The sequence below is a fragment of the Halogeometricum pallidum JCM 14848 genome (genome assembly GCF_000337095.1).
Classification (GTDB): domain Archaea; phylum Halobacteriota; class Halobacteria; order Halobacteriales; family Haloferacaceae; genus Halogeometricum; species Halogeometricum pallidum.
Map to the genome: position 1 here is coordinate 48,722 of NZ_AOIV01000004.1, position 25,519 is coordinate 74,240.

Below are 25,519 nucleotides of genomic sequence, written 5' to 3' on the forward strand. Positions count from 1 at the left end.
GACAGTGACAGAGACGTACGTCTGCCCGCACTGCGGCACGACCCAAGAGCGCTCGTACCGGGTGAGGCTCATCATCGTGACGTGCCCGGAGTGCGGCGAGAACGGTCGGCACGTCCACGCCTCGTACGTGGACCTACTGGACGAGGTGCCCGAGGAGGACAAACCCGACGAGTGGTCGCGGATGCCGCTGGACGAACGACTGCTGGACGCGGTGAAACGCGGTCTCGTCGACCTTAGGTTCTCCTGAGTCTCCTCTTCGACCCGATGCCTCTCAACGGACCGACGTTCGGCCTGCCAGACCCCGTCACCGTCGGCGTCCGAGCGACGCTCCTGTTGGCCATCGCGGGGGCGACGGCGTGGGTCACGGGGATTCCGGCGCTGTTTCCGAGCCTCGGACCCTCGGCGTTCGTCCTCGCCGCCCGGGACCAGGGGCCGACCCCCCGAACGGTCCTCGGCGGCCACGCCGTCGGCGTCGTCTGCGGCCTCCTCGCCTACACCGCCGCCGCGGCGGTGTTCTCGGTGCCGACGACGCCGCTGGATTTCCACCCGCCGTGGCTGGTCGTCAGCGGCGTCGTCGCCGTCGGCCTCACGAGTTCCGGGATGCTCGCCGTCGACGCCGTCCATCCGCCGGCGTGCGCGACGACGCTCATCGTCGCCCTCGGTCTCATGTCGACCCTCTCGGAGGCGGCGCTCGTCCTCCCGGCGGTGGCGTCGCTGCTCGTCGTCGACCGGTTCACGTCCCGGATCCACCTCCCCTTCTGACGGCTCACGTCTCCCGGCCGCTCAGCGCCGCCAGCAGGTGCACCGCCTCGGTCTTCGACAGCGGGTCGTTCGCGTTGCCGCACTGCGGCGACTGCACGCAGGCCGGACAGCCGTCCTCGCAGTCGCAGTCGCGTATCAGTCCGTGCGTCCGTCGGAGCAGCGTCTCCACCTCGTCGTAGCCGCTCTCGGTCAGGCCGACGCCGCCGGGGTGGCCGTCGTAGACGAATATCGTCGATCGGTCGGTGTGCGGGTGGTGCGGCGTCGACAGGCCGCCGATATCCCCGCGGTCGCAGAGAAAGGAGAGGGGGAACAGCGATATCATCCCGTGCTCGGCGGCGTGGATGCCACCGCCGAAGCCGTACTCGCCGCCGGAGAGGTCGTACTGCCCGGCGCCGTCCTCCCGCGTCTCCTCGCCGAGCGCGCGCATCTCGCGTTCCACGTCCGCCGGGACGGTGTAGTAGAGCGCCTTCGTGCGGAGGGTCGTCTCCGGGAGGTCCAGCGACCCGCGGCCGATGGCCTCGCCGCGCTTGGGGTCGCGGCGCTCGAAGCCCGTTATCCGCTTTCGCATCGTCACGTCGGCGAAGCGCACCTCGGTGTCCGGGCGGGCGTCGAGCGGTTTCGCCTTCAAATCTTCCTCGACGGTTATCTCCTTGTCGTGCAGGACGCGCGTGTAGTAGTCCGCCCACGTCGGGTGAAGCGTCGCCACGTCGCGGTCCAAATCGAGTTCCGTCACCTCGTAGGACTGCCCCTGGTGGTGGTAGATGGCCCCCGGATGGGCGTCGCGGAGGGCGTCCCCGAACGACAGCGACGCGACCACGTCGTTCGACCGGCCGTCCAGCAGGTCCACCTCCCGGCTCTCGATGGTCCGCAGGCTCATCTCGTGCTGGGGGCTGCCGTCTCCCGAATAGGTCCAGCGAACGCCCTCCGCGGTGTCGCGGCGTTCCAGCGTTCCCTCCGCCTCCAAGCCGGCAACCACGTCGGGCGTCGTCGGTCCGAAGTGGCGCTCCTCGTCCGGTTTCAGCCAGTTCTCGGCGGCGGCGCTGGCGACGTGCGAGGGGAGCAGTTCCGCGTTCTCGGGGTTGCAGACGGCGCGCTCCGGTTCCCCGTCCCAGAACTCCTCGGGATGGGTCAGGAGGTACTGGTCGAGTTGGTCCTCGCCGCCGACCATGACCACGAGGGCGTCGTCGCTCCCCCGCCCCGCCCGTCCGGCCTGCTGGAACGCCGACATCCGCGTGCCCGGGTAGCCGTCGATGAGGACGGCGTCGAGTCCGCCCACGTCGACGCCGAGTTCGAGCGCGTTCGTCGACCAGACGCCGGTGACGCTCCCGTCGTGCAGGCCGGCCTCTAGCTCCCGGCGTCGCTCGTGTTTCAGCGCGCCCTGATACGCCGCGACGCCGGCGGCCGCCTCGTTCTCGCCGCGTTCGCGGAGTTCGCTCGCGCTCTCGGAAGCGTAGCGCTCGGCGGCCTGTCTGGCCCTGGTGAACGCGAGCGTCTGGTGCCCGCGCGACAGCAGGTCCACGAAGAGGTTCTGCGTCTCGACGTGGCTGGAGCGCCGCCTGCCGCTCCCGCCGCGGTCCCCCTCGTACTCCGGCGGGTTCCAGAGCACCCAGTGCGTCGCTCCGGTGCCGCTGGTGTCCTCGTCGACGAGGCGGAAGGTGTCCTCCCCCTTCCCGGTGATTCGCGCGGCGTGTTCCACCGGGTTGCCGATGGTCGCCGAACAGCAGACGTACTGCGGGTCGCTGCCGAACCGCTCGCAGACGCGGTTGAGGCGGCGGAGCGTCAGGGCGACGTGGCTGCCGAACACGCCGCGGTAGCCGTGCACCTCGTCTATCACGACCGTCTCCAGCGAGGAGAAGAACCACTCCCACAGGCGGTGGGCGTGCGGCAGGAGGGCGTAGTGGAGCATGTCGGGGTTCGACAGGAGGACGGTCGGCCCCCGGTCCCGCACGTCCCGCTTCTCCGTCTTCGAGAGGCGCCCGGTGTACTGCCCGACGGAGACGCGACTGCCGAAGCCGAGGCCGTGCGCGAGGTCCGACAGCGTCTCGTCCTGGTCGGCGACGAGGGCGTTCTGCGGACCCAAGTAGAGCGTCCGTCCTCCGTGGTCCATCGCTCGTTCGAACGCCGGCACCGTGTACGCGAGGCTCTTTCCGCTGGCCGTTTGCGTGGCCAACACGACGTTACCGCCGTCGCGGACGGCCTCGATAGCCTCGACTTGGTGTCGATAGAGGCGGTCGATGCCGCGGTCCGCGAGCGCCGACTCGAGGCGCGGTTCGAGCGTCGCGTCCGCGAACTCGGGGCCGCGCGCCGGGACGCGCCGGTGGTCGCGTATCTGCCCGTCGTAGTACGGCCGGTCCCGAAGCCACGCGACGAGTTCGTTCACGCCGACTCTCGGGACGCGACCGACCTGACGGTTTCGGGCCGGCGGGCGGCGCCTTCGCATCCCGTTTTCCCACCCCGGCACCGTTTTGCGCTCGCGGGCCCAACTCGGCGTATGTCACGGTACGAGGCGGTCCTCGTGTACGACGGCGAGTGTCCGTACTGCTCCATCGCGGCGCGCGCCCTGCGGAAACTAGACGAGGTGGGCGCCATCTCGTGGTACGACGACGCCGCGCAGGCGTTCCTCGGACGGCAGTTCGGCGAGGCGCCGTTCGCCATGTTCCTCGTCGACCGGAGCGAGGGGCGCGTCTACGCCGGACAGTCGGCCGCCGAGGAACTCGCAGAGCGCGCCGGGACGCCCGGCATCGTGAGTTCGCTCGTCCGCGACAACTACGAGCGCATCGCGGGGGTCGTCGGCGCGGCCAGCGGACGCGGTCGCGACCCGGACGACTACCACGGGACGTACGATCTGACCGAGGACGCGGCCGCTCTCTTCGACCGCCTCGTCGACTCGGCGGCCGAGCGACCCGCGGCGCTCTGAGCGTGGTCTCGCTGCTCGACCCCGGCGCGATAGCGGCGGGGACGGACTCGCTCGGCGTCGGCGCGGGCGACGCGCCGCCCGGGACGTACGTGCTGCTGTTCGGACTCTCGGCGGAGAGCGAGATAGCGGTAGGCGCGCTCGGAACGGCGACGTTTCCGGCTGGCGCGTACGCCTACGTCGGGAGCGCGTTCGGGTCGAACGGCCTCGGACGGGTCGCCCGACACCGCCGCGTCGCCGCCGGCGACCACGGCGTTCGACACTGGCACGTCGACTACCTCGGCGGCCACCCGAACACCTCGCTGCTCGCCGTCGCCGCCGCGCCCCGGACGGACGCGGAGTGCGACGTCGCCGCGGCGTTGAACGCTAAAACCTCGCCGCTCGCGGGGTTCGGAGCGTCGGACTGCGACTGCGAGGCGCACCTCGCGTATCGAGAAGGGGACGAGAGCCTCCGCTCGGCGGTTCTTGGATATCTCGAAGGGAAATGACTGGAGAGAATCTCCAGTCGGTCGCGTCGGTCCGGGCGGGCCGACGCGATGTAACTGCCGGTTGTCAGAGGCACCCCGGCATGATTACGTAGTGTTCTCACTCACTTATATTCATCCGTCGGGAATGTTTTCACGGGATGGTAATACTATATATTAGTTTTCTCTTTTTATATACTGGTCGAGCGTGAAGATATAGATTGGACGCCAAACCGTGTGCCGGTGACGGAACGGTCACACGGCGCCGTCGGCCGAAATGGGGACGAAACGGCGGTTCCGAGTTCCGAGGAGAGGGGGGTGGTCCCTCCGGCCTCGAACGGCCGAGCGGCGACCGCCGACGATGCCCGAACGCACACCATTTTGGGGGCGACCGCCTACTGTGAGTCAACGCTCTATGTTTCCACCCCTACCGTACCTCGAGTGGATATCCGGTCGCCCCGAGGAGGCGACGTACGACCTCGGGTCGAGCGACCTGCGAACGTCGGCACACCAGTCGGGGGTGATCCCCGACAGCCTGGTCGACCTCCCCGACCCCGACGAGGAGGTGACGCTCCGCTCGCAACTCGCCGACGAGTACGGCGTCGACGAGGAGAACGTGCTCGTCACCGCCGGCGCGACGCACGCGAACCTCGTCGCCGAGTCGGCCGCCATCTCGGTCGCCGAGAGCGAGGCGGGCGACGCGACGCCGCCGCAGGTGCTCGTCGAGAAACCGGGGTACCAACCGCTCGTCTCCACGCCCGGCGCCCTCGGCGCGCGCGTCGACCGGTTCATCCGACCGGAGGAGGGAGACGAACTCTCCGCGGACCGAATCGCCGCCGCGGCGCGGAGCAGTTTCGCCCTCGCGGTCACCTCGAATCGCCACAACCCGACGGGTCGGCTGACGACTCGCGAACGGCTCTCGAAGGCTGCTGACGCCGTCAACGGGGCCGGCGGATACCTCCTCGTCGACGAGGTGTACGGACCGTTCGTCACCGACGAGACGACCGACGGCGCCTTCGGAGGCGTCACCGCCGCCGGCCTCGACGGCGCCGTCGTCACCGGGTCGCTGACGAAGTTCTACGGTCTCGGCGGCCTCCGAATCGGCTGGCTCATCGGCTCCGAAGAGATACTCGACGCCGCCCGCGACGCGGCGTTCCATCTCCCCACCGTCGCCGAACCGAGTCGCGCCCTGGCCCGCCGCGCCCTCCACAACCGCGAGGAACTGTCGGCGACGGCCCGCGAACACCTCCGCGCGAACCACGAACTCCTCGCGGAGTTCGCCGCGGCACACGAGAAACTCTCCGGGGAGGTGTACGACGGCAGTTCCTACGCGTTCCTCGAGCACGAGGACGCCGACGGCGACGACGTCGCCGAGGCGGCGTGGGAGGAGGGAATCCTCGTCGTCCCGGGGCGCTTCTTCGACGACGCCGACGGCTTCCGGGTCGCCCTCGGCCGCGAACCCGAACACGTCGAGGCGGCGCTGGACGCCCTCTCCGACGTGCTGGCGTCGCTGTCGGCGGACGCCTAATTGCAGCGATTCGGGTTCAGGCGAGCGCCTCGGCCAGCATCTCCACCGGGTGCGGCGGTTCCGCCTCGCCGTCGCGTTCGCCGAGTTGCGACCGGCAGGACGCGCCGGGGGCGACGACCACCTCCCCCGCCGAGTCGTCCACCTGGTCGTAGAGGATGCGCGCGATGGCCTTCGACAGCGAGTAGTGCTCGGTCTCGTAGCCGAACGACCCGGCCATTCCGCAACAGGTCGAGTCGAGGGGGTCCACCTCGTAGCCCGCGCGCCGCAGGACGCCGACGGCGTGGTGGTCCTTCTTCGTCGACTTCTGGTGGCAGTGGCCGTGGTACGTCAGCGACCGCGGCGGGGTGTCCGCCTCCGCGCTCCCGTTCTCCAGGAGGCGGAACGCGTCGAAGTACTCCATCACGCCGTAGGTGTTCGCCGCGACGGCCTCGACGTCCTCGCCGGAGAGCAAATCGAGGTAGTCGTGCTGGAACATCACCGCATCGGAGGGTTCGACGACGACGACGCTCCAGTCGTCGCGGACGAGGGGCGCGAGGGCGTCGACGTTCTGTCCGGCGCGTTCGCGCGCGCGGTCCACGAACCCCTTCGAGTGTGGCGGTCGGCCGGACCCGGTGATGCCGTCGGGGATGCGGACGTGGACGCCCGCCGCTTCGAGGGCGCGGACGGCCGCTTTCCCGGCGTCGGGATGGTTGTAGTTCGTGTACGTGTCGGGGAACAGGAGCACCTTCGAGACGGCCTCTCCCGCCGGTATCCGGGCTCCGCCTCGCTTTTCGAACCAGTCGACGAACGACTCGCGGTGGAACTCGGGTAACTCCCGTTCGCTCGCGATACCCACCGTCTTCTCCATCAGGAGGCGCGCGCCGGGCACCTTCGAGGCGAGATTCGAGAGGGGTGCGAGGGCGCTCCCGAGGGCCGACAGCGACCCGATGTCGGCGAACATCCTGTCGCGGAGGCTCGCGCCGTGCCGTTGGTGGTACTCGTGGGTCATCTCCGCTTTCAGTTTCGCCATGTCGACGCCGCTGGGGCAGTCCTTTAGACAGCCCTTACAGCCGACGCAGACGTCCAGGACCTCCTCGACGAACTCGTCGGTGAACTGCTCTCCGTCCGAGAGGTCGCCGCTCATCGCCTGCCGCAGCATGTTCGCCCGTCCGCGCGTGGACTGTATCTCCTCCTCGGTGGCCCGGTAGGTCGGACACATCCCCCCGCCCGTCGTCTCCTGCGGGCCGCGACAGCCCGCACAGCCGTGACAGAGTTCGACCATCCCCTCGAACCCGTTCTCGTTGGGCCACTCCAGCGAGGGGTCGAGGCCGGCCTCGAACTCGTAATCGGGGTCGAACCGGAGGTGTTCGGTCATGTCGTGGGCGTTCCTCCCGACCGTCCCCTCTGGACGCTCCTCGTCGTCCTGATAGCCGCAGACGTTCCCCGGGTTGAGGAGCCAGTCGGGGTCGAACGCCGTCTTCAACTCGCGGAACGCCTCCCACAGGCGGTCGCCGTACAGCTTTCGGTTCCACTGGGTCCGCGCCCGTCCGTCGCCGTGTTCGCCCGATACCGACCCGCCGTACTTCATCACGAGGTCAGTCGCCTCGTCGGCGATGGCCTCGAACGTCTCGACGCCCTCCACCGTCTTGGTGCTCACCAGCGGTCGGATGTGGAGGACGCCCGGGCCGGCGTGGGCGTAGTAGGAGGCGAACGTGTCGTGGTCCTCCAGAATCTCCTGGAACTCCGCGACGTACGCCGGGAGGTTCTCCGCGGGGATGGCGGTGTCCTCGATGTAGGCGATGTGCTTCTCGTCGGTGGTCCGAGAGAGGAGAATGGGGAGGCCGGACTTGCGCATCTTCCAGAACTTCGCGCGCGTCTCGGCGTCGTGCGCCTCCATCGCCGCGACGGCGGTGTGCGCCTTCGCCGTCGTCTCCGCCGCGCCCGCCGAGGGGTCCGCCTCGCTCTCCCCGCCGGGAACCCGGTCGGCGACGAGGTCAGCCACCTGCTGGCGGCCGTGTTCGTCGTCCTCTGCGTAGAACTCCACGAGGAGAACGGAGTCGGTTCCCTCGGGTAACATCCCGACCACCTCCTCGAACTCGGGCGTCTCGCCGGCCAGTCCGAGCAGCACGTCGTCCATCACCTCGACGGCGGCCGGACCGTGTTCGAGGATGGGGGCCACGTCCTCCATCGCGTCGACAACGTCGTCGTACGTCAGGAGCGCCACGGCGGCGGTGTTCGGGACGGGTTCGAGCGAGACGGTCGCCTCGGTGACGATACCGAGCGTTCCCTCCGACCCGGCGAGGAGTCGCGCGAGGTTCACCGTTCCCGGAACGCTTTCGGGGTCGACGCCCGAGTCGTCCGGGAGGCGACGCTCGCCGCGCATCTCGTCGACCAGCATGTCGAGGTTGTACCCCGAGACGTTCCGCTTCAGGTCGGGATAGGTCTCCGAAATCTCGTCGGCCTCCTCGTCCAGCACCCGCGCGACTTCGGCGTAGATGCGCTCTTTCGTATCGCCGTCGGGGTCGCCCTCCTCGCGGAGCGTCTCGACTTCCACCTCGCCGAACGTCGTCACCGTGCCGTCCGCGAGCACCACCTCGGCCGATTCGAGGTAGTAGTCGGTCTTGCCGTACTTCAGCGAGTGCGCGCCCGTGGAGTTGTTGCCGACGGCGCCGCCGAGCGCCGACTTGTCGCCCCACGCCGGGTCGGGGGCGAACTTCAGCCCGTGCGGCTTCAGTTCGGCGTTCAGGTCGCCCAGTCGGACGCCCGCCTGCGCCGTCGCCGTCGCGGCGTCGGGGTCGATATCGTAGACGGCGTCCATGTTCGTCATCAGGTCGAGGACGACGGCGCGGTTGACCGTCTGTCCGGCGAGGCTCGTCCCCCCGCCCCGCGGGAGGACCGGAATCTCCCGCGTCGCGCAGTACTCCATCACCGCGACTACGTCGTCCGTTGAGGCGGGCATCACCACCCCGATGGGCGTCTGTTCGTACGCCGAGGCGTCCGTCGCGTACAGTTCACGCGAGTAGGTGTCGAAGCGCACGTCCCCCTCGACGAGCGATTCGAGGTCGTCGACCATCCCCGGCCGCTCGACGTCGTCGTTCACGTAGTCGTAGTTCGCGTCGTCGTCCGCCGCGGGGTCGGCGAACCGTTCCCGTGAGTTCGATGCCATCAGTTGTCACGTCGTTCGACCGTTCCGCGTATAAACCCCGGGACGGCGGCATCGCGGACGGACCGCCCGCCGGTCCGAACGGCTCCCGGTCAGTTCCCCGTCAGACGGCCGTCTGCCGCCGTCGCCGTCGCCGTCGGGGCTCGCGTCTCGGAGCTACGAACAATTAAGGCGGATGGCCTCAAGAGGGTCCACATGGACGGCACTCCCGAAGAGCTAACGACGCTCGTCGGGCGCGAGGTCTACTCGAACAACGGCGTCTTCGTCGGGGAAGTCGAGGATATCCGCCTCGACCTCGACCGACAGACCGTGACCGGACTCGCGCTCGGTAGACTCAACGACGAACTGTTCGGAACCCGGATCGACCCGGGGAAGGGCGTGCTCCTCCCCTACCGCTGGGTCCGCGCCGTCGGCGACGTCATCCTCGTCAACGACGTGATAGAGCGCCTGAAGCACTCCGACGAGGAAGAAGAGTCGACGGTCGTCGCCTGACTCGAACGGCTGCGACGACCCCGAATCGGATCTATATCCGGATTCGGTCTCAGTTTCCGTTTCCGCTCTCGCTCTCGACGCCCATCGCCGCGAACAGTTTCTTCCGGACCGCCTCCTCGGTGAGTTGGAGCAGGGTGTCACGGTTGTCCTCGGACGTCTCGATGCCGGTGAAGATTCCGAGCGGAATCTCCACGTCGCCCTGCGTGGAGTGGCCGCCCGCCTCGCCGATGCCCTGGAAGGCGTCCTGCAGGACGTTACCGATGTTCATCCGGATGTCCTTCGACCGCGCCGAGAGGTAGATGTTGTTGTCGACGATGCCGAAGACGGCCGTTGTCGTCACGCCCTCGAGGTTGAGGAGGTGCTGGGCCGCCTGTCCGAGGGCGTCCCTGTCGCGGATGAACCCGGCGTTCGAGACGAGGTGGCTCCCCTGCACGTCGCGGTTCTGGATGGCCTCGGCCAGCACGTCCAGCGTCTCCGGCGACATCGACGGGGACTCCACCTGTTCGAGCGTGTCGTGGTCGGCGAACGGGTAGAGATACGCCGCGGCGGTCAGGTCCGCGGGCGTCGTCTCGCGCTTGAAGTCCAGCGTCTCCGCGCGGATGCCGTACAGCAACGCGGTGGCGACGGCCTCGCTGGGGCTGATGTTGAACTCCTGGATGTACTTCGTGAGGATGGTCGACGTCGAGGAGACGTTCGGTCGGACGTCGATGAACGCGGGGTCGATGACCTCGCTCGGTTCGAAGTGGTCGATGAAGACGTCCACCTCGGTGCCGATGTCGGGTTCGCCCGACTTCATGTGGTCGACGAGGGCTACCGCGCCGTAGGAGGCGAGGTCCGGCGCGTCAGACAGTCGCAGCAGGTCGATGCCGAGGAGGTTGACGAACGCCCGGTTCTCCTGGTGGCCCATCTCGCCGTCGTAGAGGATGTCCGCCTCCACGTCGAACTCGGCGGCGATGGCCTGCAGAGCGGCGGCGCTGGCGATGGAGTCGGGGTCGGGGTTGTCGTGCGTCAGGATGGCCAGCGTCCCCTCCGTCGCCTCCAAGAGGTCGGCCAACTGCCGGGCCTTGTACTCCAGTTCGCCCGACTCCAGCGAACGGAGCGCGGAGTCGGCGATAACCTCCGAGGGGGTGATGACCACGTCGGCGCCGAGTTCGGCGAGTTCGTCCTCGGAGACGGGGTCGGAGGCGCGGACGACGATGAACTGGTCGTCGCCGCGTTCTCGGATGGTGGACACGGCCGCCTTGTTAGCTTCGACGTCCGAGGAGAGGATGAGGACCACGTCCCGGTCGCTGACGGCGTCCCCGACTTCGGACTCGGAGATATCGGTCGTCTGCGCGTTCAGGTCCTGGTCGCGGAGGGCCTCGACGCGGCTCTCGTCCTTGTCGAGGATGAGGACGTCCTTTCCCTCCTCGGTGAGTTCCTCCGCGACGGCGTGCCCGACGCTCCCGCATCCCAGAATCGCGTAGGTGGACATCGAGGAGATGGTGACCCCAGCACTCATAATCGTCAGCACCTCTGGTCGGACGACACTTAACAGCACTCGTTTCCCGCGGTAGCGTCTGCGAACCGACTCGTTCGCCGACAGCGGCCCGGTTCGCCGGGTCGGCGGCGTGCGTGGTTCTCCCACCGAGGGGCTTAAACGAAAGGTCTTTACTTACCCCGCGGAAACGAACGATTGCACGGGCCGGTAGCTCAGTTAGGGAGAGCGTCTGACTCTTAATCAGACGGTCGGGGGTTCAACTCCCTCCCGGCCCGCTCACATTCTCTTCGGGACGACCGAACCCGCCGAGCATCGCCGCTCGTCAGACACCACGTTTCCGGTGAAATACCCACCGAGAGATTCTCGGACGCTCGAAATTTGCTTCTGTCGCTCGCCTCGAATCAAATCGGTTCCGCGGAATCCGCCCGTCCGTGCCGTCGACGCGGCCGACGCTCTCCGTCCTGTCCGTTCGGCGGGGAACCCGGCGAAGAAGGGGTCGAATTGAGTCGCCGCCGAGACGCGACGTTCCGCCGTCAGACTCTCACGCGCCGATCGCGTTCGTCACGGTCCTCGTCGACGGGGCGCGCGTCGTCGCGTCTCGGAGCGGTCGGTCGCTGGGCGTGGTCGACGCCGACGAGTTCGGTGACGCGCCACGCGTTGCCGCGCGAACCGAGCGACTCCATCTTTAAGGGTACCGTCGCGCCCGTCGGAAGCCGCGCCAACGTGTGCTTGACGGCGTCGCTCTCGCACTCGACTATCTGCCGTACCTCGTTCGACGCCTCGACGCGTACCGTCATCGCGCCGTGGTCGTTCATCGGCCACTCGATTCGCGCCGTCGTCGTCTCCGCGCCGGATGGGTTGGTGGGGTGAGACCGCATATTAGACACCTGTCACTACACCATCTTAAACTCTAGTTTGCGTACTCTGAATTTATTATCAATTTGTGAGAATCTACTATATGGGTGAAGAAATATCACGTCTCACCGATGTTCACTCGTCTTCGAGTAGTTCGTCGAGGAGCGTCTCCAACTCGTAGTTCTGGAGGACGCGCGCGCTGTCGCGGAGCGTCGAGACGACGAACGTGGAGTTCGTCCGTTCGACCTCGTCTATCTGCTCGAAGTCGGTGATGAGTCGTTCGACCATCTCCCGGCCCGAGAGATGAGCGACGACGATGAAGTCCGTCTCGCCCATCGTGAAGTACGCCTGTGTGACGCCCTCCACGTCGAGAATCTTGTCCTGAAAGGTGTGGTGGGGACCGCTGTAGTCGGTGAGCAACTCAACCAGTACGGTCACGCCGAGTCCGACCTTCTCCAAGTCGATGTCGTAGAGGTCGTTCTCGATGATGCCCGCCTCGCGCAGGTTGTTCAGTCGATAGTGTATCGTCGATACAGGAATCCCCGTCTCCTCGTGGAGTCGTTCGGGACTGCCCGTTTCGAGGTCCGAGATGGCCTTCAGAAGGCGTATATCACGTTCGTCCATGGCCCAGTTGTCTCTCCATACGCCCCTCGGGGGTTGTATGTTCCGCCTTCTGTCCGAGTTTATGTACCGTAACAAGGATATTATAAGTATACCGAACTATCATGGTCTAAGACGGAATAAATTTGAACCAAAATCGAATTCCTAATGAACTGTTGTAGATAGATTTAATTACTCTCGTATACAAGAATATACAACGCAGATGTCGCTCCGAACCTCCTCCACCACTGCCGACCGGAACGCCCTCCTCTTCCTCGCGCTCGCGTGCTTTTGGGGTACGTCGTTCGTCGCCATAGAGACCGGACTCGAATACTTCCCGCCCGTGCTGTTCGCGGGCGTGCGCTACGTCCTCGCTGGCCTCGTCATCCTCGCCTACGCCGTCGCCACCACCGACCGCTGGATTCCCCGCACCCGCGCGGAGTGGCTCAGCGCGGGCGTCGCCGGCCTGTTCGTCATCGCCGCCTACCACGCGCTGGCCTACCTCGGACAGATGCACGTCTCCGCCCCCGTCGCCGCCGTCGTCGTCAGTCTCTCGCCGGTGCTGACCGCAGTGTTCGCCGCGGCGATGCTCGACGAGTCGCTCGACGCCGTCGCGGGCGTCGGCTTCCTCCTCGGCGTCCTCGGCGTCGTCATCGTCGCCAACCCCGACCCGGCGAATTTCCTGTCTTCGAACCTGCTCGGCATCGTCCTCGTCCTCCTTGGCGCCGCCAGTTTCGCCCTCGGGTCCGTGCTCACGGCGCCCCTCCGGACGACGCTCCCCACCGAGTCGATGCAGGCGTGGGCGATGCTCATCGGCGCCGCCGTCCTCCTCGCGGTGTCGGCCGCCCGCGGCGAGTCTGTCGCCGCCGTCGAGTTGACGCTCCCGGCCCTCGTCTCACTGGGCTACCTGACGCTCGTCTCGGGCGTCGTCAGCTACCTCATCTACTTCGCCCTCCTCGACCGCGTCGGCGCGACCGAAATAAACCTCGTCGGCTACCTCCAACCCGTCGCCGCCGCCGTCACCGGCTGGGCGCTGTTCGGTCAGGTCGTCGACGCGACGACGCTCGTCGGCTTCCTCGTCATCTTCCTCGGGTTTGGCCTCGTCACGCGCGAGACGCTCCGCGCGCGCCTCTTCGGCCGTCCCGCCGCCGTTCCGGACGGCGCGGCGACGACGCGGACTGACGGCGGCTACGACGCGGACTGATCGCTTCCGGTCTCGGACCTTTTACTACGAACCGAAACCGCTTTTCAACCCTCCCGAGCAGTACCGCCGTGAATCGGAACAGCATACAATTTTACGCGCTCTACCTCACGCGGTTCGCCGGCGGCTACGGGTTCATCACCCTCATCACGCTCCTTTCCGACTACATTGACGCGCTCGACCCCACGAGCGTCTCCGTCTTCGGCCTCTTCACGGTCGGGGCGGGATTCATCGTCGGCATGTACACGACGGGGTTTACCGCCGCGCAAACCATCGCCGTCGTCCCCCTCGCGTGGGCGGGCGACCGCTTCGACAAAGGCGACGTGCTCGTCGGCGTCCTCGCCCTCGGGACGGTGGCGTACGCGCTCTTCGTCCCCGTCGACTCCAGTCTCAGCTTCATCGGCGTCCGCGCCCTGCAGGGCGTCGCCGTCACCGGCGCGGGGCTGATGTCGCTGTCGCTGGTGGGCGAACTCTCCGCCGTCGGGTCGCGCGCGAACAACATCGGCAAGGCGAACGCGTCGGCGTTCGCCGCCTCCATCCTCGGAAGCCTCCTCGCGGGGGCGCTGTACGACACGTTCGGCTTCACGCCCATCTTCGCCATCATCGTCGTCCTCATGGCGATAGCCACCGTCACCTGCTGGCTGTTCCTCGACGACGACGACACCCGAGTCCGCGGGTTCCCGTTCACCGACCTCGCGCTGAACCGACGCATCCTCACCATCGCCACCTTCCGCGCGCAGTACGCCGTCGCCGTCACCCTCGTGCGGACGTGGGTTCCCATCTACGCTGGCGTCTCTGCGGCCACCGGCGGCCTCGCGTACGCCAGCCTCGCCGTCTCGTTCACCGTCGTCGCGGAGAAGTTCACGAACATGCTGTGCCAACCGCGGACGGGCGCGCTCTCGGACCGGTACGGCCGCGCCCTCTTCGTCTTCGTCGGCGGCGGCGTGTACGGCCTCGTCGCCCTCGCGGTGCCCTTTTCGCCCGCCATCGGAACCGCCCTCGCCTTGCCGGCCGCGTTCCCGATTCTGGGACCGCTCTCGCCCGCGTTCCTCCCCCTCGTGGGGCTGTCGGGACTGCTCGGCGTCGCCGACAGCTTCCGCGAACCGGCGAGCATGGCGCTGTTCGCCGACGAGGGAACCGACAGCGGCGGCGTCGCCTCCTCGTTCGGCATCCGCGAACTGCTGTGGCGGCCGGGCAGCGTCGTCGGCCCCCTCCTCGGCGGGTGGCTGATGTACGAAGTCGGGATGGAGTGGGTGTTCTTCGTCGGCGGCGCGACGGCGCTCACCGGCGTGCTCACGTTCCTCGCCGTCCTCGTCTACGACTTCGGGCCGGGTGCGCTCACCGAGTGGTGACTCCCCCTGGATATCATTCAGGATAACCGACCGGTCGGTATTTATCCCGGCGGTCGCCTCCTTCTCTCTAATGTTCCGCGCGGACGCACCACCCGAGGAGGCCTACGAGCGACTACGAAAGACGCTCCGTTCGCTTCCGGAGGGAGTGGTGTCGCTGGCTCAGGTGACCGAGGAGTTCCAACACGCCTACGGGGGGTTGTTCCCCGACCTCAACGTCCCGCGGGCGATGCAGGACCTCATCGTCCTCGGCGAGGTCGAACTGTGCCGCGAGACCGACTCCGGCGCGCACGTCTGGTTTCGCCACCGCTGGGGCGACGTCGACCCCGACGATAGAGCGGACGACCCGATAGTCGTCACCGGGACGACGTGGCGGTGCTACGTCGCCCCCGACTTCCGGCGGCGCCGCGCCGACCGACTGTTCACCACCCGAAGCGCCGCGTTCGACCACCTGCGACGCGCCGGCGGCGTCGACGCGGATGCACTCGAACCCGTCTGGTTCCTCGAGGCGGTGTGGGCCGCGGGGCTCGAATCCGGCGAGACCGCCGTCGTCCGGCGCGAACCGGTCTACGAACGCGAGGCCGTCCACGGGGAGTACTACGAGGAGACGAGCGATTTCGGCGAGTAGACCGGGGGTCGTAGCGTCCACCGACGCACCGACGTCGACGCCTCGGCGCGTCGGGCGCCGTCGGCCTAGAGTGAAGAAATACCCCCCCGTAGGGAGGGTATGGATAGCCTCGACACCCCGCGCCGGCACCGACTCCTCGGCTCCCGTCTCGGGGGCCTGCTCGAGACGCAGACGTACGAGACGGTGGCGTTGCGTCGACTCCGGCGTCGGTACGCGGTCCGCCGCGCCCGCGCCGCCGCCGACGTGTCCCTCGGGTCCGGCCCCGCGGCGTTCCTGCGGGCGGCCGACGCGCCGCCGGCGCCGCACCTCCACGACCGAGTCGAGGCCGCACTCGCCCAGTTCGCGGAGTTCCGAGAACGACATGAGGACGCGGCCGACCGCTGGGAGGCGGCGTTCTGGGGCGACGAGGAGACGACGCCGGACGAACGCGTCGCCCGCGAACGCGAGCGACGGGCGGCCGACGCCGCCCACGCCGCCCCGGACGACCTGTTCGACTTCCTCGAACGCGACCACCTCGTCCCGCCCGTGGCGTTCGACGTTCCGACCCCCAACGACGCCCGCGACCGCTGGGCGCACGAACTCGCCGAACCTGAGCGGCTGTACGGGTTCGCCGACTCCACGGTGAGCGAGTCGCTCCCGCGCGTCTCGCGGTCGAAGACGGTGCTCGGCCCCGAGACGGTGGAGTACCGCGTCCGGTTCGCCACGCCGTCGCTGCACGTCGGCGACACCGCCACCGCCCGGGTGTACGAACCGGAGTCGGCGACGGACGACCTCTCGACGCTCGTCTTCTTCTCCGGCCTCGGGTCCTTCGGCGACCGGGCGGCGTACTGGCTCGAAGAGGAGGCGGTGGCTCGGCCCCTCGCCCGCGAGGGCTACCGGGTCGTCCTGCCGGACGCGCCGTGGCACGGCCGGCGCGAACCGCTCGGCGCCTACGCGGGCGAACCGTACCTCGCCCGGGCACCCGTCGGCCACGCCGAGTTGTACGGCGCCGCCGCTCAGGAGGCGGGCGTGTTAGTCGAGTGGGCGCGGACCGAAGGGGCACCGGCCGTCGCCGTCGGCGGTCTGAGCCTCGGCGGTATCGTCTCGCTGCACGTCGCGGGTCGGTGCGGCGACTGGCCCGAATCGATGCGCCCGGACCTCGTCGCCCCCGTCTCCGGCGTCGGCTCCGTCACGCAGGCGCTCACCGGGTCGCGCCTCGTCTCCCTGCTCGGCGTCGACGACGCCCTCACCGCCGCGGGGTGGACCGGCGACGACCTGAACGACTTCGCTCCCCTGCTGAACCCCCCCGCGAAGCCGGCGCTCCCGCCCGAGCGAATCCTCGCCTGCTACGGCTCCCGCGACGACGTGGCGCCCGCCGAGGGGATGGCGAGTCTCCTCCGCCGGTGGGACGTCCCCCGGCGGAACGTGATGGTGTGGGACCGCGGGCACGTCGGCACCGCGACGCGCCTCGCCCGCGACGACGCCTTCCGACGCGTGCTGACGGACGAACTCGACCGGCTGGCGGCCGAGCAGAGCGGGGACGGCGACGGAGAACGGGACGACGACGCCGACTCCGGAACGGCGACCGAATCGACGGCGTAGTCGCCTCCGAGCGTTCGTCCGTCGGGGCGAAGGAGAGAAGAAGAAAGTGTTCAGTCCGCGAGGAAGTCGGGTTCGAGGCGCTTCTCGCCGTACTCGGCGTCGAGGTGCTCGCGGAACGCCTCGACGGCCACGTCCTGCTCCTCGCGCTCCTGCCGGTCGCGCACGGAGATGGTGCCGGCCTCCGCCTCGTCCTCGCCGACGACGAGCATGTACGGCACGTTGTCATCCTGAGCCTCGCGTATCTTTCGCCCGAGCGTCCACGAGCGGTCTTCGACGGAGACGCGGAAGTCGCCGAGTTCGTTCTTCACGCGGTGGGCGTAGCCGAGTTGGTCGTCGGAGATGGGGAGCACTCTGACCTGCTCGGGCGCCAGCCACAGCGGGAACTTCCCGTCGAAGTGCTCGATGAGGACCATGAAAAACCGCTCGTAACTGCCGTAGAGGGCGCGGTGGATCATCACCGGGCGGTGCTCCTCGTTGTCCTCGCCCGTGTACGTCAGGTCGAACCGCTCGGGCATGTTGAAGTCCACCTGCACCGTCGGACCGTCCCACTTCCGCCCGAGGGCGTCCTCGAACGCGAAGTCTATCTTCGGGCCGTAGAACGCGCCGTCGCCGGGTTCGAGGTCGTAGTCGACGTTCTGGTTGTCGAGGACCGCTCGCAGTTGCGTCTCCGACTGCTCCCATATCTCGTCGCTCCCCACGGACTTCTCGGGGCGCGTAGCGAGGGCGACGTGGGCCTCCAACCCGAAGGTATCCAACACCTCGTAGATGGAGTCCATCACCTGCCGTATCTCGGCCTCTATCTGCTCGGGTCGGCAGAACAGGTGGCCGTCGTCGATGGTGAACGACCAGACGCGCGAGAGCCCCGACAGTTCGCCGCGCTGTTCTTTTCTGTACACCTTCCCGTCCTCGAAGTATCGAACCGGCAGGTCGCGGTAGGACCACGAGTGCTGGTCGAAGATGGTCGCGTGGCCGGGGCAGTTCATCGGCTTCAACCCGTACTCCTCGTCGTTCACGTCGAGGAGGAACATGTCGTCGACGTAGTTGTCGTAGTGGCCCGACTGCTTCCACAACTCCGTCCGAAAGAGGTGCGGCGTCTCGACGGGTTCGTAGCCGGCGTCGACGTTCAGAGACTCCGCGAAGCCCGACAGTTCCGAGAGTATCTTCTTGCCGTTCGGGTGATACAGCGGCAGGCCCGGCCCCGTTACCTCGGGGATGGAGAAGAGATCCATCTCCTTGCCCAGTTTCCGGTGGTCGCGCTCTTCGGCCTCCGCGCGCAGTTCCATGTGGTCCTGCAGGTCCTTTTCGGACTCGAACGCCGTGCCGTACACCCGCGTCAGCGTCTCGTTGTCCTCGTCGCCGCGCCAGTACGCCGAGGAGATGTTCAGCAGTTTCACCGCGCCTATCTCGCCCGTCGACTCGACGTGCGGGCCCTTACAGAGGTCCTCGAAGTCGCCCTGCACGTAGAAGGAAAGCTCCTCGTCGCCGGCGGCCTCGTCCTCCAGGATGTCGCGTTTGTATGGGTTGTCCTCGTACAGTTCCAGTGCCTCCTCGCGCGAGCGGAGTTCCCGCTCGACGGGGAGGTCGGCCTCGAGTATCTCCCGCATCTCGTCCTCTATCGCCTCGAGGTCGTCGGCGTCGAGGTCGACGTCCGTCACGTCGTAGTAGAAGCCCTCGTCCGTCGGCGGCCCGATGGCGAGTTTCGCCTCGGGGTGCAGGCGTTGGAGCGCCTGCGCGAAGACGTGCGCGGCCGTGTGCCGGAGGACGCGGAGGTACTCGTCGCTCTGGTCGGTGACGATGACGACCTGTGCGCCGTCGTGGACGGGGTCGGCCTTGTCGACCAGTTCACCGTCGACGACGCCCGCGACCGTGTCCTTTCCGAGCCCCGGACCGATTTCGTAGGCGACGTCCGCGACCGTCGCGCCCTCCTCGACGGACAGCTCCGAGCCGTCGGGGAGCGTCACCACGATTTCACTCATGTGCGTTCGGAATCGGAGCGCACGAATAAGTGTTTTTGAAGGGCGCTACGGGGTCGCACGGGCGCGCTGGCCGCCGGAGACGGTGGCGCCGCGGACCGTCGCGACGCCCGCCGACCCGCGTCCGCTCGGAGGTGACCGGAGCGCGACGCGACGAAACGCCTTTACAACACCGCCTGCTCGCACCCGAATAGATATTCGTTCGCCGTCGCGGCGCGAAGTGCTCGGCTACCGGACGCTCGGGATTCTGGAGGAGGGCTACCGTTCGGACCACCTGCCCGTCGCGGCGCGCTTCCGCCCGTAACCGCCGCCCCCGACGCTGACCCGAACGCCCGCCGACCGCGTGTGCCACACGCTTATCTCTCCGGCCCCGGACAGACGAACTATGAGATTCGACCGACAGTCTGGCGTCTTCATGCACGTCACGTCGCTGCCGGGTCCGCACGGTATCGGCGATTTGGGTGACGGCGCCCACGCGTTCGTGGATTGGCTCGCGTCGGCGGAGCAGTCGCTGTGGCAGTTCTGCCCGCTCGGTCCAACGGCGTCGATTCACGGCGACTCGCCGTACCAGTCGTACTCGGCGTTCGCGGGCAATCCGCTGCTCGTGGACCTCCGGGGACTCCGCGAGGAGGGCTACCTCACCGACGACGACCTCGAACCGGTCCCCGAGTTCTCGCCGCACGACGTGGAGTACGACCGCGTCCGCGAGTACAAAACCGAGATGCTCCGCGCGGCGCACGACCGCTTCGAGTCCGAGGCGACCGACGAGGACCGCGAGGCGTTCGAGGCGTTCCGCGAACGCGAGTCGGCGTGGCTCGACGGCTACGCGCTGTTCATGGCGCTGCGGACGCGCTACGACGGCGCGTGGATCGAGTGGCCGCAGGAGATCCGCACGCACGACGAGAACGCCGTCGAGCGACACCGCGAGGAACTCGCCGAGGAGGTAGCTTACCGCGAGTTCGTCCAGTTCGTCTTCGACCGGCAGTGGCGCGACCTGAAGTCCTACGCCAACGAGAAGGGCGTCGAACTCGTCGGCGACCTGCCCATCTACGTCGCCCTCGACAGCGCCGACGTGTGGGCCTCTCCGGAGGCGTTCGACCTGACCGAAGAGAACGAACCCGCCGCCGTCGCGGGCGTCCCGCCGAACCCCGGCGACGACGGCCAGCGCTGGGGCAACCCCCTCTACGACTGGGAGTACCTCCGCGAGAACGACTACGACTGGTGGATGGACCGACTCGACAGGCTCTTCGAACTCGTCGACGTGACCCGCATCGACCACTTCAAGGGATTCGACGAGTACTGGGCCATCCCGGCGGAGGCGCACTCCCCCGCCGAGGGCGAGTGGCGCGACGGCCCCGGCGCGGAGTTCTTCGAGGCGGCCGCCGACCGGTTCGGCGACCTGCCGTTCATCGTCGAGGACCTCGGCTTCATCGACCAGAGCATGGTCGACCTGCGAGACCGGTTCCAGTTCCCCGGGATGCGCGTCCCCCAGTACGCCAACTGGTGCCAACAGGGGGATATGTACCAGCCGATGCACTTCCCCGACAACAGCGTCGGCTACACCTCGACGCACGACACGAACACGTTCGTCGGCTACTACCGCGACCTGCCGGACGACCAGAAGGACTGCCTGCAGTACAACGTCGGCGCCGACGGCTCCGAGATACACTGGTCCGTCATCGACGCCGTCTGGCGGTCGAACGCCGTCATCGCGTTCACGACGGTGCAGGACGTGCTCGGACTCGGGTCCGAGGCGCGCTTTAACCTCCCCGGCACCGCCCAAGGCAACTGGCGGTGGCGCTGCACCGAGGAGGGGTTCGACCCCGACGCGGCGAACCGCTTGGCGAGTCTCACCGACGAACACATCCGTAACTGAGCGGGTCGCGTCGCCGCCCGTCTTCTCCGTCGCTCATTCTTCGAACCCCGAGTACGGCCTGCGGTGCGTCCGACGGATCAAGTCCTCGTCGGACACTCTGAGCCCCAGTTCGTCCAACTCCTCGCCGATTCGGCTCAGGTCGTCGCCGTCGATACCGACGGCACGCACCAGCACGTTCGCCTCGCCCGTCATCACCTCCTGTACCTCCACGACGCCGGGAACCTCCGCGGCCGCCGCGGCGAGTTTCCCTCTGTCCGGAATCGGGGCGGTGCAGACGATGAGCGTGTACAGCTGATAGCCCGCCGCCTCGTAGTCCACGTCGGCGTGGTAGCCGCGGACGATGCCGTCGGATTCGAGGTTTCGGATGCGGTTCCGCACGGTGCTGGCCGAGGCGTCGAGCGACGCCGCGATGTCGTTCGACGAGGTGCGTCGGGCCTCCCGCTGAAGCGCGTAGAGGACGCGCTTGTCGAGCGCGTCGAGCGTTCGAGTCGACATTCGAACGTCGTTCGACGGCCAGCCCATTAACCCTGTCCGCGGCCGATAGTCAGATACGCAGTATCGTGGTCGATTCTTGCGCGCCTGTCCTTGGTGTTCATTAACCCTCAAACGGTCGATGGGTTCTAACCGCTGGGGCCGGAACGGGAGACCACCATCAGATGAACGCAGCAGAAATCGGCCTCCGACTCGTCGCGGGCGTCGCGCTCATCCTCACGAACGGCTTCTTCGTCGCCATCGAGTTCGCGTTGACGCGCGCCCGCCAGTTCACCGAGGACGAGTTCGTGAGCGGGAATCCGAAACTCGAACGCGCTTGGGAGATGACGCAGGACCTCGAGCTGTATCTGACCACCTGTCAGGTCGGGATTACGGCGTCGAGCATCGCCGTCGGTATCGTCGCCGAACCGGCGCTGGCGGCCCTGTTCGAACCGCTGTTCGGCGGCACGGCGCTCGCAACGGTCGGCGCGGGCGCGATACTCGCCTACGGCATCATCAACCTCGTCCACCTGACCCACGGCGAACAGGCGCCGACGTATCTCGGCGTCGAGCGCTCCCGGACGGTGTGTCGGTACGGGGCCACGCCGCTGTACTGGTTCTACGTCGTCATCTCGCCGCTCATCACGCTGGGCGACGCGGTGGCGAAGTGGACGCTCAAACTGTTCGGCATCGAGATGACGGGAGCGTGGCTCGAAGCCGAGGAGGACGCCATCGAGACGCGCGCGCAACTCCGCAACCGGCTGAGTTCGGTGCTGGAGCGCGGCGAGATATCCGGCGAGCGACACGAAGAGGTGCTGGGAGCCCTGGCGGCCGGGTCCGTGCAGGTGCGGGACGTGATGGTCGCGGAGTCCGACGCCGTCTACCTCTCGACGGACGTTTCGTCCGAGGAGAACCTCCGGCGCGTCGCCGAGACGCCGCACACGCGGTATCCGCTGGTCGACGGCGCCCTGGAATCGGTCGAGGGCGTCGTCTACGTGCCGAGCGTCGTCGACCACATCGACGACCTGCGGGCGGGGGAGATAACGTTCGCCGACATCGCCGCCCCGCAGATGACGATTTCCGCCGAGACGACCGTCAGCGACGCCATCGACCGATTTCAGGCCGAGCAACAGGAGCTCGCGGTCGTGTTCGCCGACGGCGACGCCGTCGGTCTCATCACCGCGACGGACGCCCTGGAGGCCGTCATGGGCGAACTGGAGGACCCGCTCGACGCGGGGGAGGACCGCGACCCGTCGGGGTCGGGGGATGCGACGCCCGCCTGAACGGCCCGTAAACGGCTACGCGTTCGCTGATTGTCGCTGCGGGTTCGACGGCGACTCGTCGTCCGCCCGGCGGAGTCGAAGCGCCACGACGGTTCCGCGGGGGTCGTTGTCGCTGATGTCGAGTCCGCCACCGTAGCGGTCCAACACCGTCTCGACCAGCGACAACCCCACGCCGTGGACCGGCTCGGTCGTCGCGTCGGGCGGTTGAACGATATCCGCTTTCCGCTCGTCGTCGATGCCCGGCCCGTTGTCGGCCACCCGGATGCGCACCTCGTCGTCGGTGCTTTCCACCGCGACGGCCACCGACGGGCGGTCGGCGTCGTTGTGTTCGATGGCGTTCTCCAGCACGTTCGCCAGTGCGGAGACGAGAAACTGCCCCGCCAGCGCCCGTGCCGACTCCGGGGCGTCCACCGAGAAGTCTACGTCGGGGTACGTCCGCCGTATCCGGCGCACCTCGTCGTGGACGATATCGGTCACCTCGACGGGGAGGGGGTCGGGCGTCCCCTGCAAAGCCGCCGAGAACTCCCGGACGCGTTCGGTGAGTTCGCCGAGTTGCGCGCTCCGGTCGAAGACGACGCGGGCGTGCTCTCGAACCATCTCGTCCTCGTGGTCGGTCAGCATCTCGCTCCGAGCGGAGATGACGGTGAGGCCGTTGGCGACGTCGTGGCGGAGCAGTCGGTTGATGAACTCCAGCGTGTTGTGCTGTTCGCTTATCTGCCTGCGCTGATGCTCCGTCTCGCGGAGCAGTCGGTGGTTCTGTCGGGCCCGCGCGCGGTTCCGTCCGATGACGACGCCGCCGAGGGCGGAGAGGCCGCCGTACACCAGAAGCTGACGAGAGTACTCCAGCGGCGAGGCGCCCGACAGAAGGTTGTCGACGTTCGCCCACATCACCAGCGCCCAGAGGAACAGTATCGGGACGAAGAACCACCGCCCCGCCACGCGAACGTCGTCGTCTTCGAGTTCGCTATCGAGCGTCTCGTACATCAGCACGACGCTCGCGACTGCGAGTCCGCCGTTGATGAGCAGTTCGTACACCGCGTCGACCCGACTCGTTATGACCTCCGGGGTGTAGACGAACAGATTCACCCACCCGAGGACGGCGAGCGCTACCCCGGCCGCGACGGCGGCGACGCCGACGGGCGGGCGACTCCGCAGGACTCCACTGACTTCGATAACGGTTCTCACCGGTCGTTCGGTGCTGGTTTTCCGGACAGATGCATGATTGTTGGGGCAAACCACTTAGGGTCGAGGCGTTCACGCGACCGGATACGCCCGAAAAGAAGTACAGATATCGACGTCCGAGCGGGGTCGACTACCGACGGTTCGGATAGTCCATCTGCTCGGCCACCGTCGCCCGCGTCTCGGCGTCGGTCAGTCGCTCGACGAGGTACAGACCGAGGTCCAGCGCCGAGGCGACGCCGCGGGCGGTCACCACGCCGCCTTCGTCGACGACGCGGTCCTCGGACACCTCGCAGTACGCCGCGAGTTCCGCCGTCGCCTCGGGGTGCGTCGTCGCCGTCTTTCCCTCCAGGAATCCGGCCGCGCCGAGGAGCAACGACCCGGTGCAGACCGACGCCATCAGGTCGGGGTCGGCGGTTCGAAGCCACGCGAGGAAGTGATCGTCCTCCCGCAGGGTCCGGGTTCCCGCGCCCCCCGGGACGACGACGAGGTCGTACCCCGCCAGCGGTTCCCCGACACCGTCGGCCTCGAATCTGAGGTTCGCCGTCGCCGTCACCGTCTCCGCGGGGGCGCAGACGTCCCACTCGAACGGGAACGGCGCGAGGTCCATCGTGCCGAGGCGGGTCAGGGGGTCGAACGCCCCGACGAAGTCGAGGGCGGTCATCTCGTCGAAGGCGACGAACGCGGTGCGCATACGGGCGATTCGGCGCGGGAGGAGGTAAAGCCGACTTCCGGTAGCTTTTCGCCGCCCCGCGGAGACGACGACCCGTGCCGCGTCGCCGCCTCGGTTACCTCTCGCTACTGCTCGCGCCCCTCCTCCTCGTCGCCGCCGGCGCCGTCGCCGCGTTCTCGCCGTTCGGGGACGCGGCCGTCGGCGGCGTTTCGCTCGCGTTCCTCGTCTCGCGGGGGTTGACGGCCGCCGCCACCGCCTCGGCCGCGTTCGGGGCGTACCTCGTGGCGGCACACGCCGTCGCTCCCGGTTCGACAGCAAGCGCCGGTCGCACGACGCGCGGAACGTCCTCCGACTCCTCTTCGGGATGGTCGGTCTCATCGCCGTCCTCGGCGTCGTCACCGACCAGTGGCTCGGCGTCCTCCTCTCGCTCGGCGTCGTCGGGTTCGCCGTCACCTTCGCGCTTCAGCAGCCCCTGCTGTCGCTCATCGGGTGGTTCTACGTCATGCTCAAGCGGCCGTTCTCCGTGGGCGACCGCGTGGAGATAGCCGGGACGCGGGGGGACGTGGTCGACGTTGGCTTCCTCGCGACGACGCTGTGGGAGGTGCAGGGTCCGCTCGTCTCGACGGGGCAACCGTCGGGCCGCGTCGTCACCGTCCCGAACGCGCAGGTGCTCTCCGCACAGGTGACGAACGACTCGGCGCTGTTCAGCCACGTCTGGGCGGAGGTGACCGTGCAGGTCGCCTACGAGACGGACCTCGCGTTCGCCCGCGCCGTCATGGTCGAGGCGGCCGACGACCACCTCGGCGACGAGATGGCCGCGGCGGTGCGGTCCTACCGCGAGCGACTCGACGAGACGGCCGTCGTCCTCGACGTGAGCGACCGGCCCACGGTGAACGTCGTCCAACGGGAGTCGTGGGTCGAACTCCGCCTTCGGTTCCTCTCGCTCCCCCGGCGCGTCACTCGGAACCGCAACGCCATCTACGAACGGGTGCTCGCGCGGTTCGAAGAGGAACCCGAGCGGGTGAAGTTCCCCGTCGGCCGGAACCGGTGAGGACCGGTCTCACCGAC

21 protein-coding genes, 1 tRNA gene and 1 pseudogene are annotated in these 25,519 nt (G+C 68.0%); 14 read left to right on the top strand and 9 right to left on the bottom strand.

The annotated features are described in order from the left end of the window. Positions 1-4 precede the first annotated feature (4 nt). Together C474_RS01935 and C474_RS01940 are read left to right on the top strand one after the other, a co-directional pair. Positions 5-247 (top strand): hypothetical protein, encoded by a 243-nt coding sequence (locus tag C474_RS01935; protein ID WP_049916648.1) that lies wholly within the window; start codon positions 5-7, stop codon positions 245-247. 17 nt (positions 248-264) lie between these two features. Further along, positions 265-762 (top strand): HPP family protein, encoded by a 498-nt coding sequence (locus tag C474_RS01940; protein WP_008383425.1) that lies wholly within the window; start codon positions 265-267, stop codon positions 760-762. A 4-nt stretch (positions 763-766) separates the two neighbouring features. Here C474_RS01940 and C474_RS01945 read toward each other — a convergent pair whose 3' ends face one another. Then, on the bottom strand, positions 767-3,142 hold the full coding sequence (locus C474_RS01945) for a DEAD/DEAH box helicase (protein ID WP_008383426.1): 2,376 nt from the start codon (positions 3,140-3,142) through the stop codon (positions 767-769). A gap of 111 nt (positions 3,143-3,253) precedes the next feature. On the opposite strand from C474_RS01945, the gene C474_RS01950 reads away from it, so the two are divergent. The 3 genes from C474_RS01950 (at position 3,254) to C474_RS01960 (ending at position 5,668) form a co-directional block, all read left to right on the top strand. After that, complete coding sequence (locus C474_RS01950; RefSeq protein ID WP_008383428.1) at positions 3,254-3,679, top strand: DCC1-like thiol-disulfide oxidoreductase family protein; 426 nt, start codon at positions 3,254-3,256, stop codon at positions 3,677-3,679. 2 nt (positions 3,680-3,681) lie between these two features. After that, complete coding sequence (locus C474_RS01955) at positions 3,682-4,164, top strand: GIY-YIG nuclease family protein (RefSeq protein WP_008383430.1); 483 nt, start codon at positions 3,682-3,684, stop codon at positions 4,162-4,164. 391 nt (positions 4,165-4,555) lie between these two features. After that, positions 4,556-5,668 (top strand): pyridoxal phosphate-dependent aminotransferase, encoded by a 1,113-nt coding sequence (locus tag C474_RS01960; protein ID WP_008383432.1) that lies wholly within the window; start codon positions 4,556-4,558, stop codon positions 5,666-5,668. A 16-nt stretch (positions 5,669-5,684) separates the two neighbouring features. Here C474_RS01960 and C474_RS01965 read toward each other — a convergent pair whose 3' ends face one another. Further along, a complete protein-coding gene (locus tag C474_RS01965) occupies positions 5,685-8,813 on the bottom strand; it encodes an FAD-binding and (Fe-S)-binding domain-containing protein (RefSeq protein ID WP_008383433.1) in 3,129 nt (1,042 codons plus the stop codon). Positions 8,814-9,005: 192 nt separating this feature from the next. Between C474_RS01965 and C474_RS01970 the strand changes: the two genes are divergently transcribed. Further along, complete coding sequence (locus tag C474_RS01970) at positions 9,006-9,302, top strand: PRC-barrel domain-containing protein (RefSeq protein ID WP_008383434.1); 297 nt, start codon at positions 9,006-9,008, stop codon at positions 9,300-9,302. A 49-nt stretch (positions 9,303-9,351) separates the two neighbouring features. Here the strand turns inward: C474_RS01970 and C474_RS01975 are convergent, their stop codons facing one another. Further along, on the bottom strand, positions 9,352-10,803 hold the full coding sequence (locus C474_RS01975) for a DHH family phosphoesterase (protein WP_008383435.1): 1,452 nt from the start codon (positions 10,801-10,803) through the stop codon (positions 9,352-9,354). Between the two features lie 180 nt (positions 10,804-10,983). On the opposite strand from C474_RS01975, the gene C474_RS01980 reads away from it, so the two are divergent. Continuing rightward, positions 10,984-11,057 (top strand) — tRNA-Lys (locus tag C474_RS01980). 258 nt (positions 11,058-11,315) lie between these two features. Here the strand turns inward: C474_RS01980 and C474_RS22980 are convergent. Both C474_RS22980 and C474_RS01990 read right to left on the bottom strand, forming a co-directional pair. Continuing rightward, positions 11,316-11,660: a hypothetical protein gene (locus C474_RS22980; RefSeq protein ID WP_239640361.1), complete on the bottom strand. Its 345-nt coding sequence runs from the start codon at positions 11,658-11,660 to the stop codon at positions 11,316-11,318. A gap of 112 nt (positions 11,661-11,772) precedes the next feature. Beyond that, a complete protein-coding gene (locus C474_RS01990; RefSeq protein WP_008383437.1) occupies positions 11,773-12,261 on the bottom strand; it encodes an Lrp/AsnC family transcriptional regulator in 489 nt (162 codons plus the stop codon). A gap of 199 nt (positions 12,262-12,460) precedes the next feature. On the opposite strand from C474_RS01990, the gene C474_RS01995 reads away from it, so the two are divergent. The 4 genes from C474_RS01995 to C474_RS02010 all read left to right on the top strand — a co-directional run bounded on the left by C474_RS01995 (position 12,461) and on the right by C474_RS02010 (position 16,996). Then, on the top strand, positions 12,461-13,441 hold the full coding sequence (locus C474_RS01995; RefSeq protein ID WP_008383438.1) for a DMT family transporter: 981 nt from the start codon (positions 12,461-12,463) through the stop codon (positions 13,439-13,441). A gap of 68 nt (positions 13,442-13,509) precedes the next feature. Continuing rightward, positions 13,510-14,790 (top strand): MFS transporter, encoded by a 1,281-nt coding sequence (locus tag C474_RS02000; RefSeq protein WP_008383439.1) that lies wholly within the window; start codon positions 13,510-13,512, stop codon positions 14,788-14,790. 70 nt (positions 14,791-14,860) lie between these two features. Beyond that, positions 14,861-15,415 carry a hypothetical protein gene (locus C474_RS02005; protein ID WP_008383440.1) on the top strand — a complete coding sequence of 185 codons (555 nt, stop codon included), beginning with the start codon at positions 14,861-14,863 and terminating at the stop codon, positions 15,413-15,415. A 99-nt stretch (positions 15,416-15,514) separates the two neighbouring features. Continuing rightward, positions 15,515-16,996, top strand: coding sequence for an alpha/beta hydrolase (locus C474_RS02010; protein ID WP_008383441.1), 1,482 nt, complete (start codon positions 15,515-15,517; stop codon positions 16,994-16,996). A 50-nt stretch (positions 16,997-17,046) separates the two neighbouring features. On the opposite strand, the gene thrS is transcribed toward C474_RS02010, so the two are convergent. Continuing rightward, positions 17,047-18,972 carry a threonine--tRNA ligase gene (gene thrS / locus C474_RS02015; protein WP_008383442.1) on the bottom strand — a complete coding sequence of 642 codons (1,926 nt, stop codon included), beginning with the start codon at positions 18,970-18,972 and terminating at the stop codon, positions 17,047-17,049. 355 nt (positions 18,973-19,327) lie between these two features. Between thrS and malQ the strand changes: the two genes are divergently transcribed. Next, positions 19,328-20,845, top strand: coding sequence for a 4-alpha-glucanotransferase (gene malQ, locus C474_RS02020; protein ID WP_275039801.1), 1,518 nt, complete (start codon positions 19,328-19,330; stop codon positions 20,843-20,845). Between the two features lie 33 nt (positions 20,846-20,878). Here malQ and C474_RS02025 read toward each other — a convergent pair whose 3' ends face one another. Next, positions 20,879-21,340 carry an Lrp/AsnC family transcriptional regulator gene (locus C474_RS02025; protein ID WP_008383444.1) on the bottom strand — a complete coding sequence of 154 codons (462 nt, stop codon included), beginning with the start codon at positions 21,338-21,340 and terminating at the stop codon, positions 20,879-20,881. Positions 21,341-21,501: 161 nt separating this feature from the next. Here C474_RS02025 and C474_RS02030 point away from each other — a divergent pair, with 161 nt between their 5' ends. Then, the gene (locus C474_RS02030) at positions 21,502-22,599 is read left to right on the top strand and encodes a CNNM domain-containing protein (protein ID WP_008383445.1); all 1,098 of its coding nucleotides are present in this window, start codon (positions 21,502-21,504) and stop codon (positions 22,597-22,599) included. Positions 22,600-22,614: 15 nt separating this feature from the next. Here the strand turns inward: C474_RS02030 and C474_RS02035 are convergent, their stop codons facing one another. Both C474_RS02035 and C474_RS02040 read right to left on the bottom strand, forming a co-directional pair. Further along, complete coding sequence (locus C474_RS02035; protein WP_008383447.1) at positions 22,615-23,784, bottom strand: sensor histidine kinase; 1,170 nt, start codon at positions 23,782-23,784, stop codon at positions 22,615-22,617. A gap of 127 nt (positions 23,785-23,911) precedes the next feature. After that, positions 23,912-24,472 carry a DJ-1/PfpI family protein gene (locus C474_RS02040; RefSeq protein ID WP_008383450.1) on the bottom strand — a complete coding sequence of 187 codons (561 nt, stop codon included), beginning with the start codon at positions 24,470-24,472 and terminating at the stop codon, positions 23,912-23,914. 74 nt (positions 24,473-24,546) lie between these two features. On the opposite strand from C474_RS02040, the pseudogene C474_RS02045 reads away from it, so the two are divergent. Beyond that, positions 24,547-25,502: pseudogene (locus C474_RS02045) on the top strand (mechanosensitive ion channel family protein). The last annotated feature ends 17 nt before the right edge of the window (positions 25,503-25,519 follow it).

Excerpts from the sequence above, each read along its gene's own strand:
- C474_RS02005 (WP_008383440.1), top strand. The coding sequence starts at position 14,861 with ATGTTCCGCGCGGACGCACCACCCGAGGAGGCCTACGAGCGACTACGA.
- C474_RS01990 (WP_008383437.1), bottom strand. The coding sequence starts at position 12,261 with ATGGACGAACGTGATATACGCCTTCTGAAGGCCATCTCGGACCTCGAA.
- C474_RS01950 (WP_008383428.1), top strand. The coding sequence starts at position 3,254 with ATGTCACGGTACGAGGCGGTCCTCGTGTACGACGGCGAGTGTCCGTAC.
- C474_RS01995 (WP_008383438.1), top strand. The coding sequence starts at position 12,461 with ATGTCGCTCCGAACCTCCTCCACCACTGCCGACCGGAACGCCCTCCTC.
- C474_RS22980 (WP_239640361.1), bottom strand. The coding sequence starts at position 11,660 with ATGCGGTCTCACCCCACCAACCCATCCGGCGCGGAGACGACGACGGCG.
- C474_RS02025 (WP_008383444.1), bottom strand. The coding sequence starts at position 21,340 with ATGTCGACTCGAACGCTCGACGCGCTCGACAAGCGCGTCCTCTACGCG.
- C474_RS02030 (WP_008383445.1), top strand. The coding sequence starts at position 21,502 with ATGAACGCAGCAGAAATCGGCCTCCGACTCGTCGCGGGCGTCGCGCTC.
- C474_RS01975 (WP_008383435.1), bottom strand. The coding sequence starts at position 10,803 with ATGAGTGCTGGGGTCACCATCTCCTCGATGTCCACCTACGCGATTCTG.
- thrS (WP_008383442.1), bottom strand. The coding sequence starts at position 18,972 with ATGAGTGAAATCGTGGTGACGCTCCCCGACGGCTCGGAGCTGTCCGTC.
- C474_RS01970 (WP_008383434.1), top strand. The coding sequence starts at position 9,006 with ATGGACGGCACTCCCGAAGAGCTAACGACGCTCGTCGGGCGCGAGGTC.
- C474_RS01940 (WP_008383425.1), top strand. The coding sequence starts at position 265 with ATGCCTCTCAACGGACCGACGTTCGGCCTGCCAGACCCCGTCACCGTC.
- C474_RS01960 (WP_008383432.1), top strand. The coding sequence starts at position 4,556 with ATGTTTCCACCCCTACCGTACCTCGAGTGGATATCCGGTCGCCCCGAG.
- C474_RS01965 (WP_008383433.1), bottom strand. The coding sequence starts at position 8,813 with ATGGCATCGAACTCACGGGAACGGTTCGCCGACCCCGCGGCGGACGAC.
- C474_RS02040 (WP_008383450.1), bottom strand. The coding sequence starts at position 24,472 with ATGCGCACCGCGTTCGTCGCCTTCGACGAGATGACCGCCCTCGACTTC.
- C474_RS02010 (WP_008383441.1), top strand. The coding sequence starts at position 15,515 with ATGGATAGCCTCGACACCCCGCGCCGGCACCGACTCCTCGGCTCCCGT.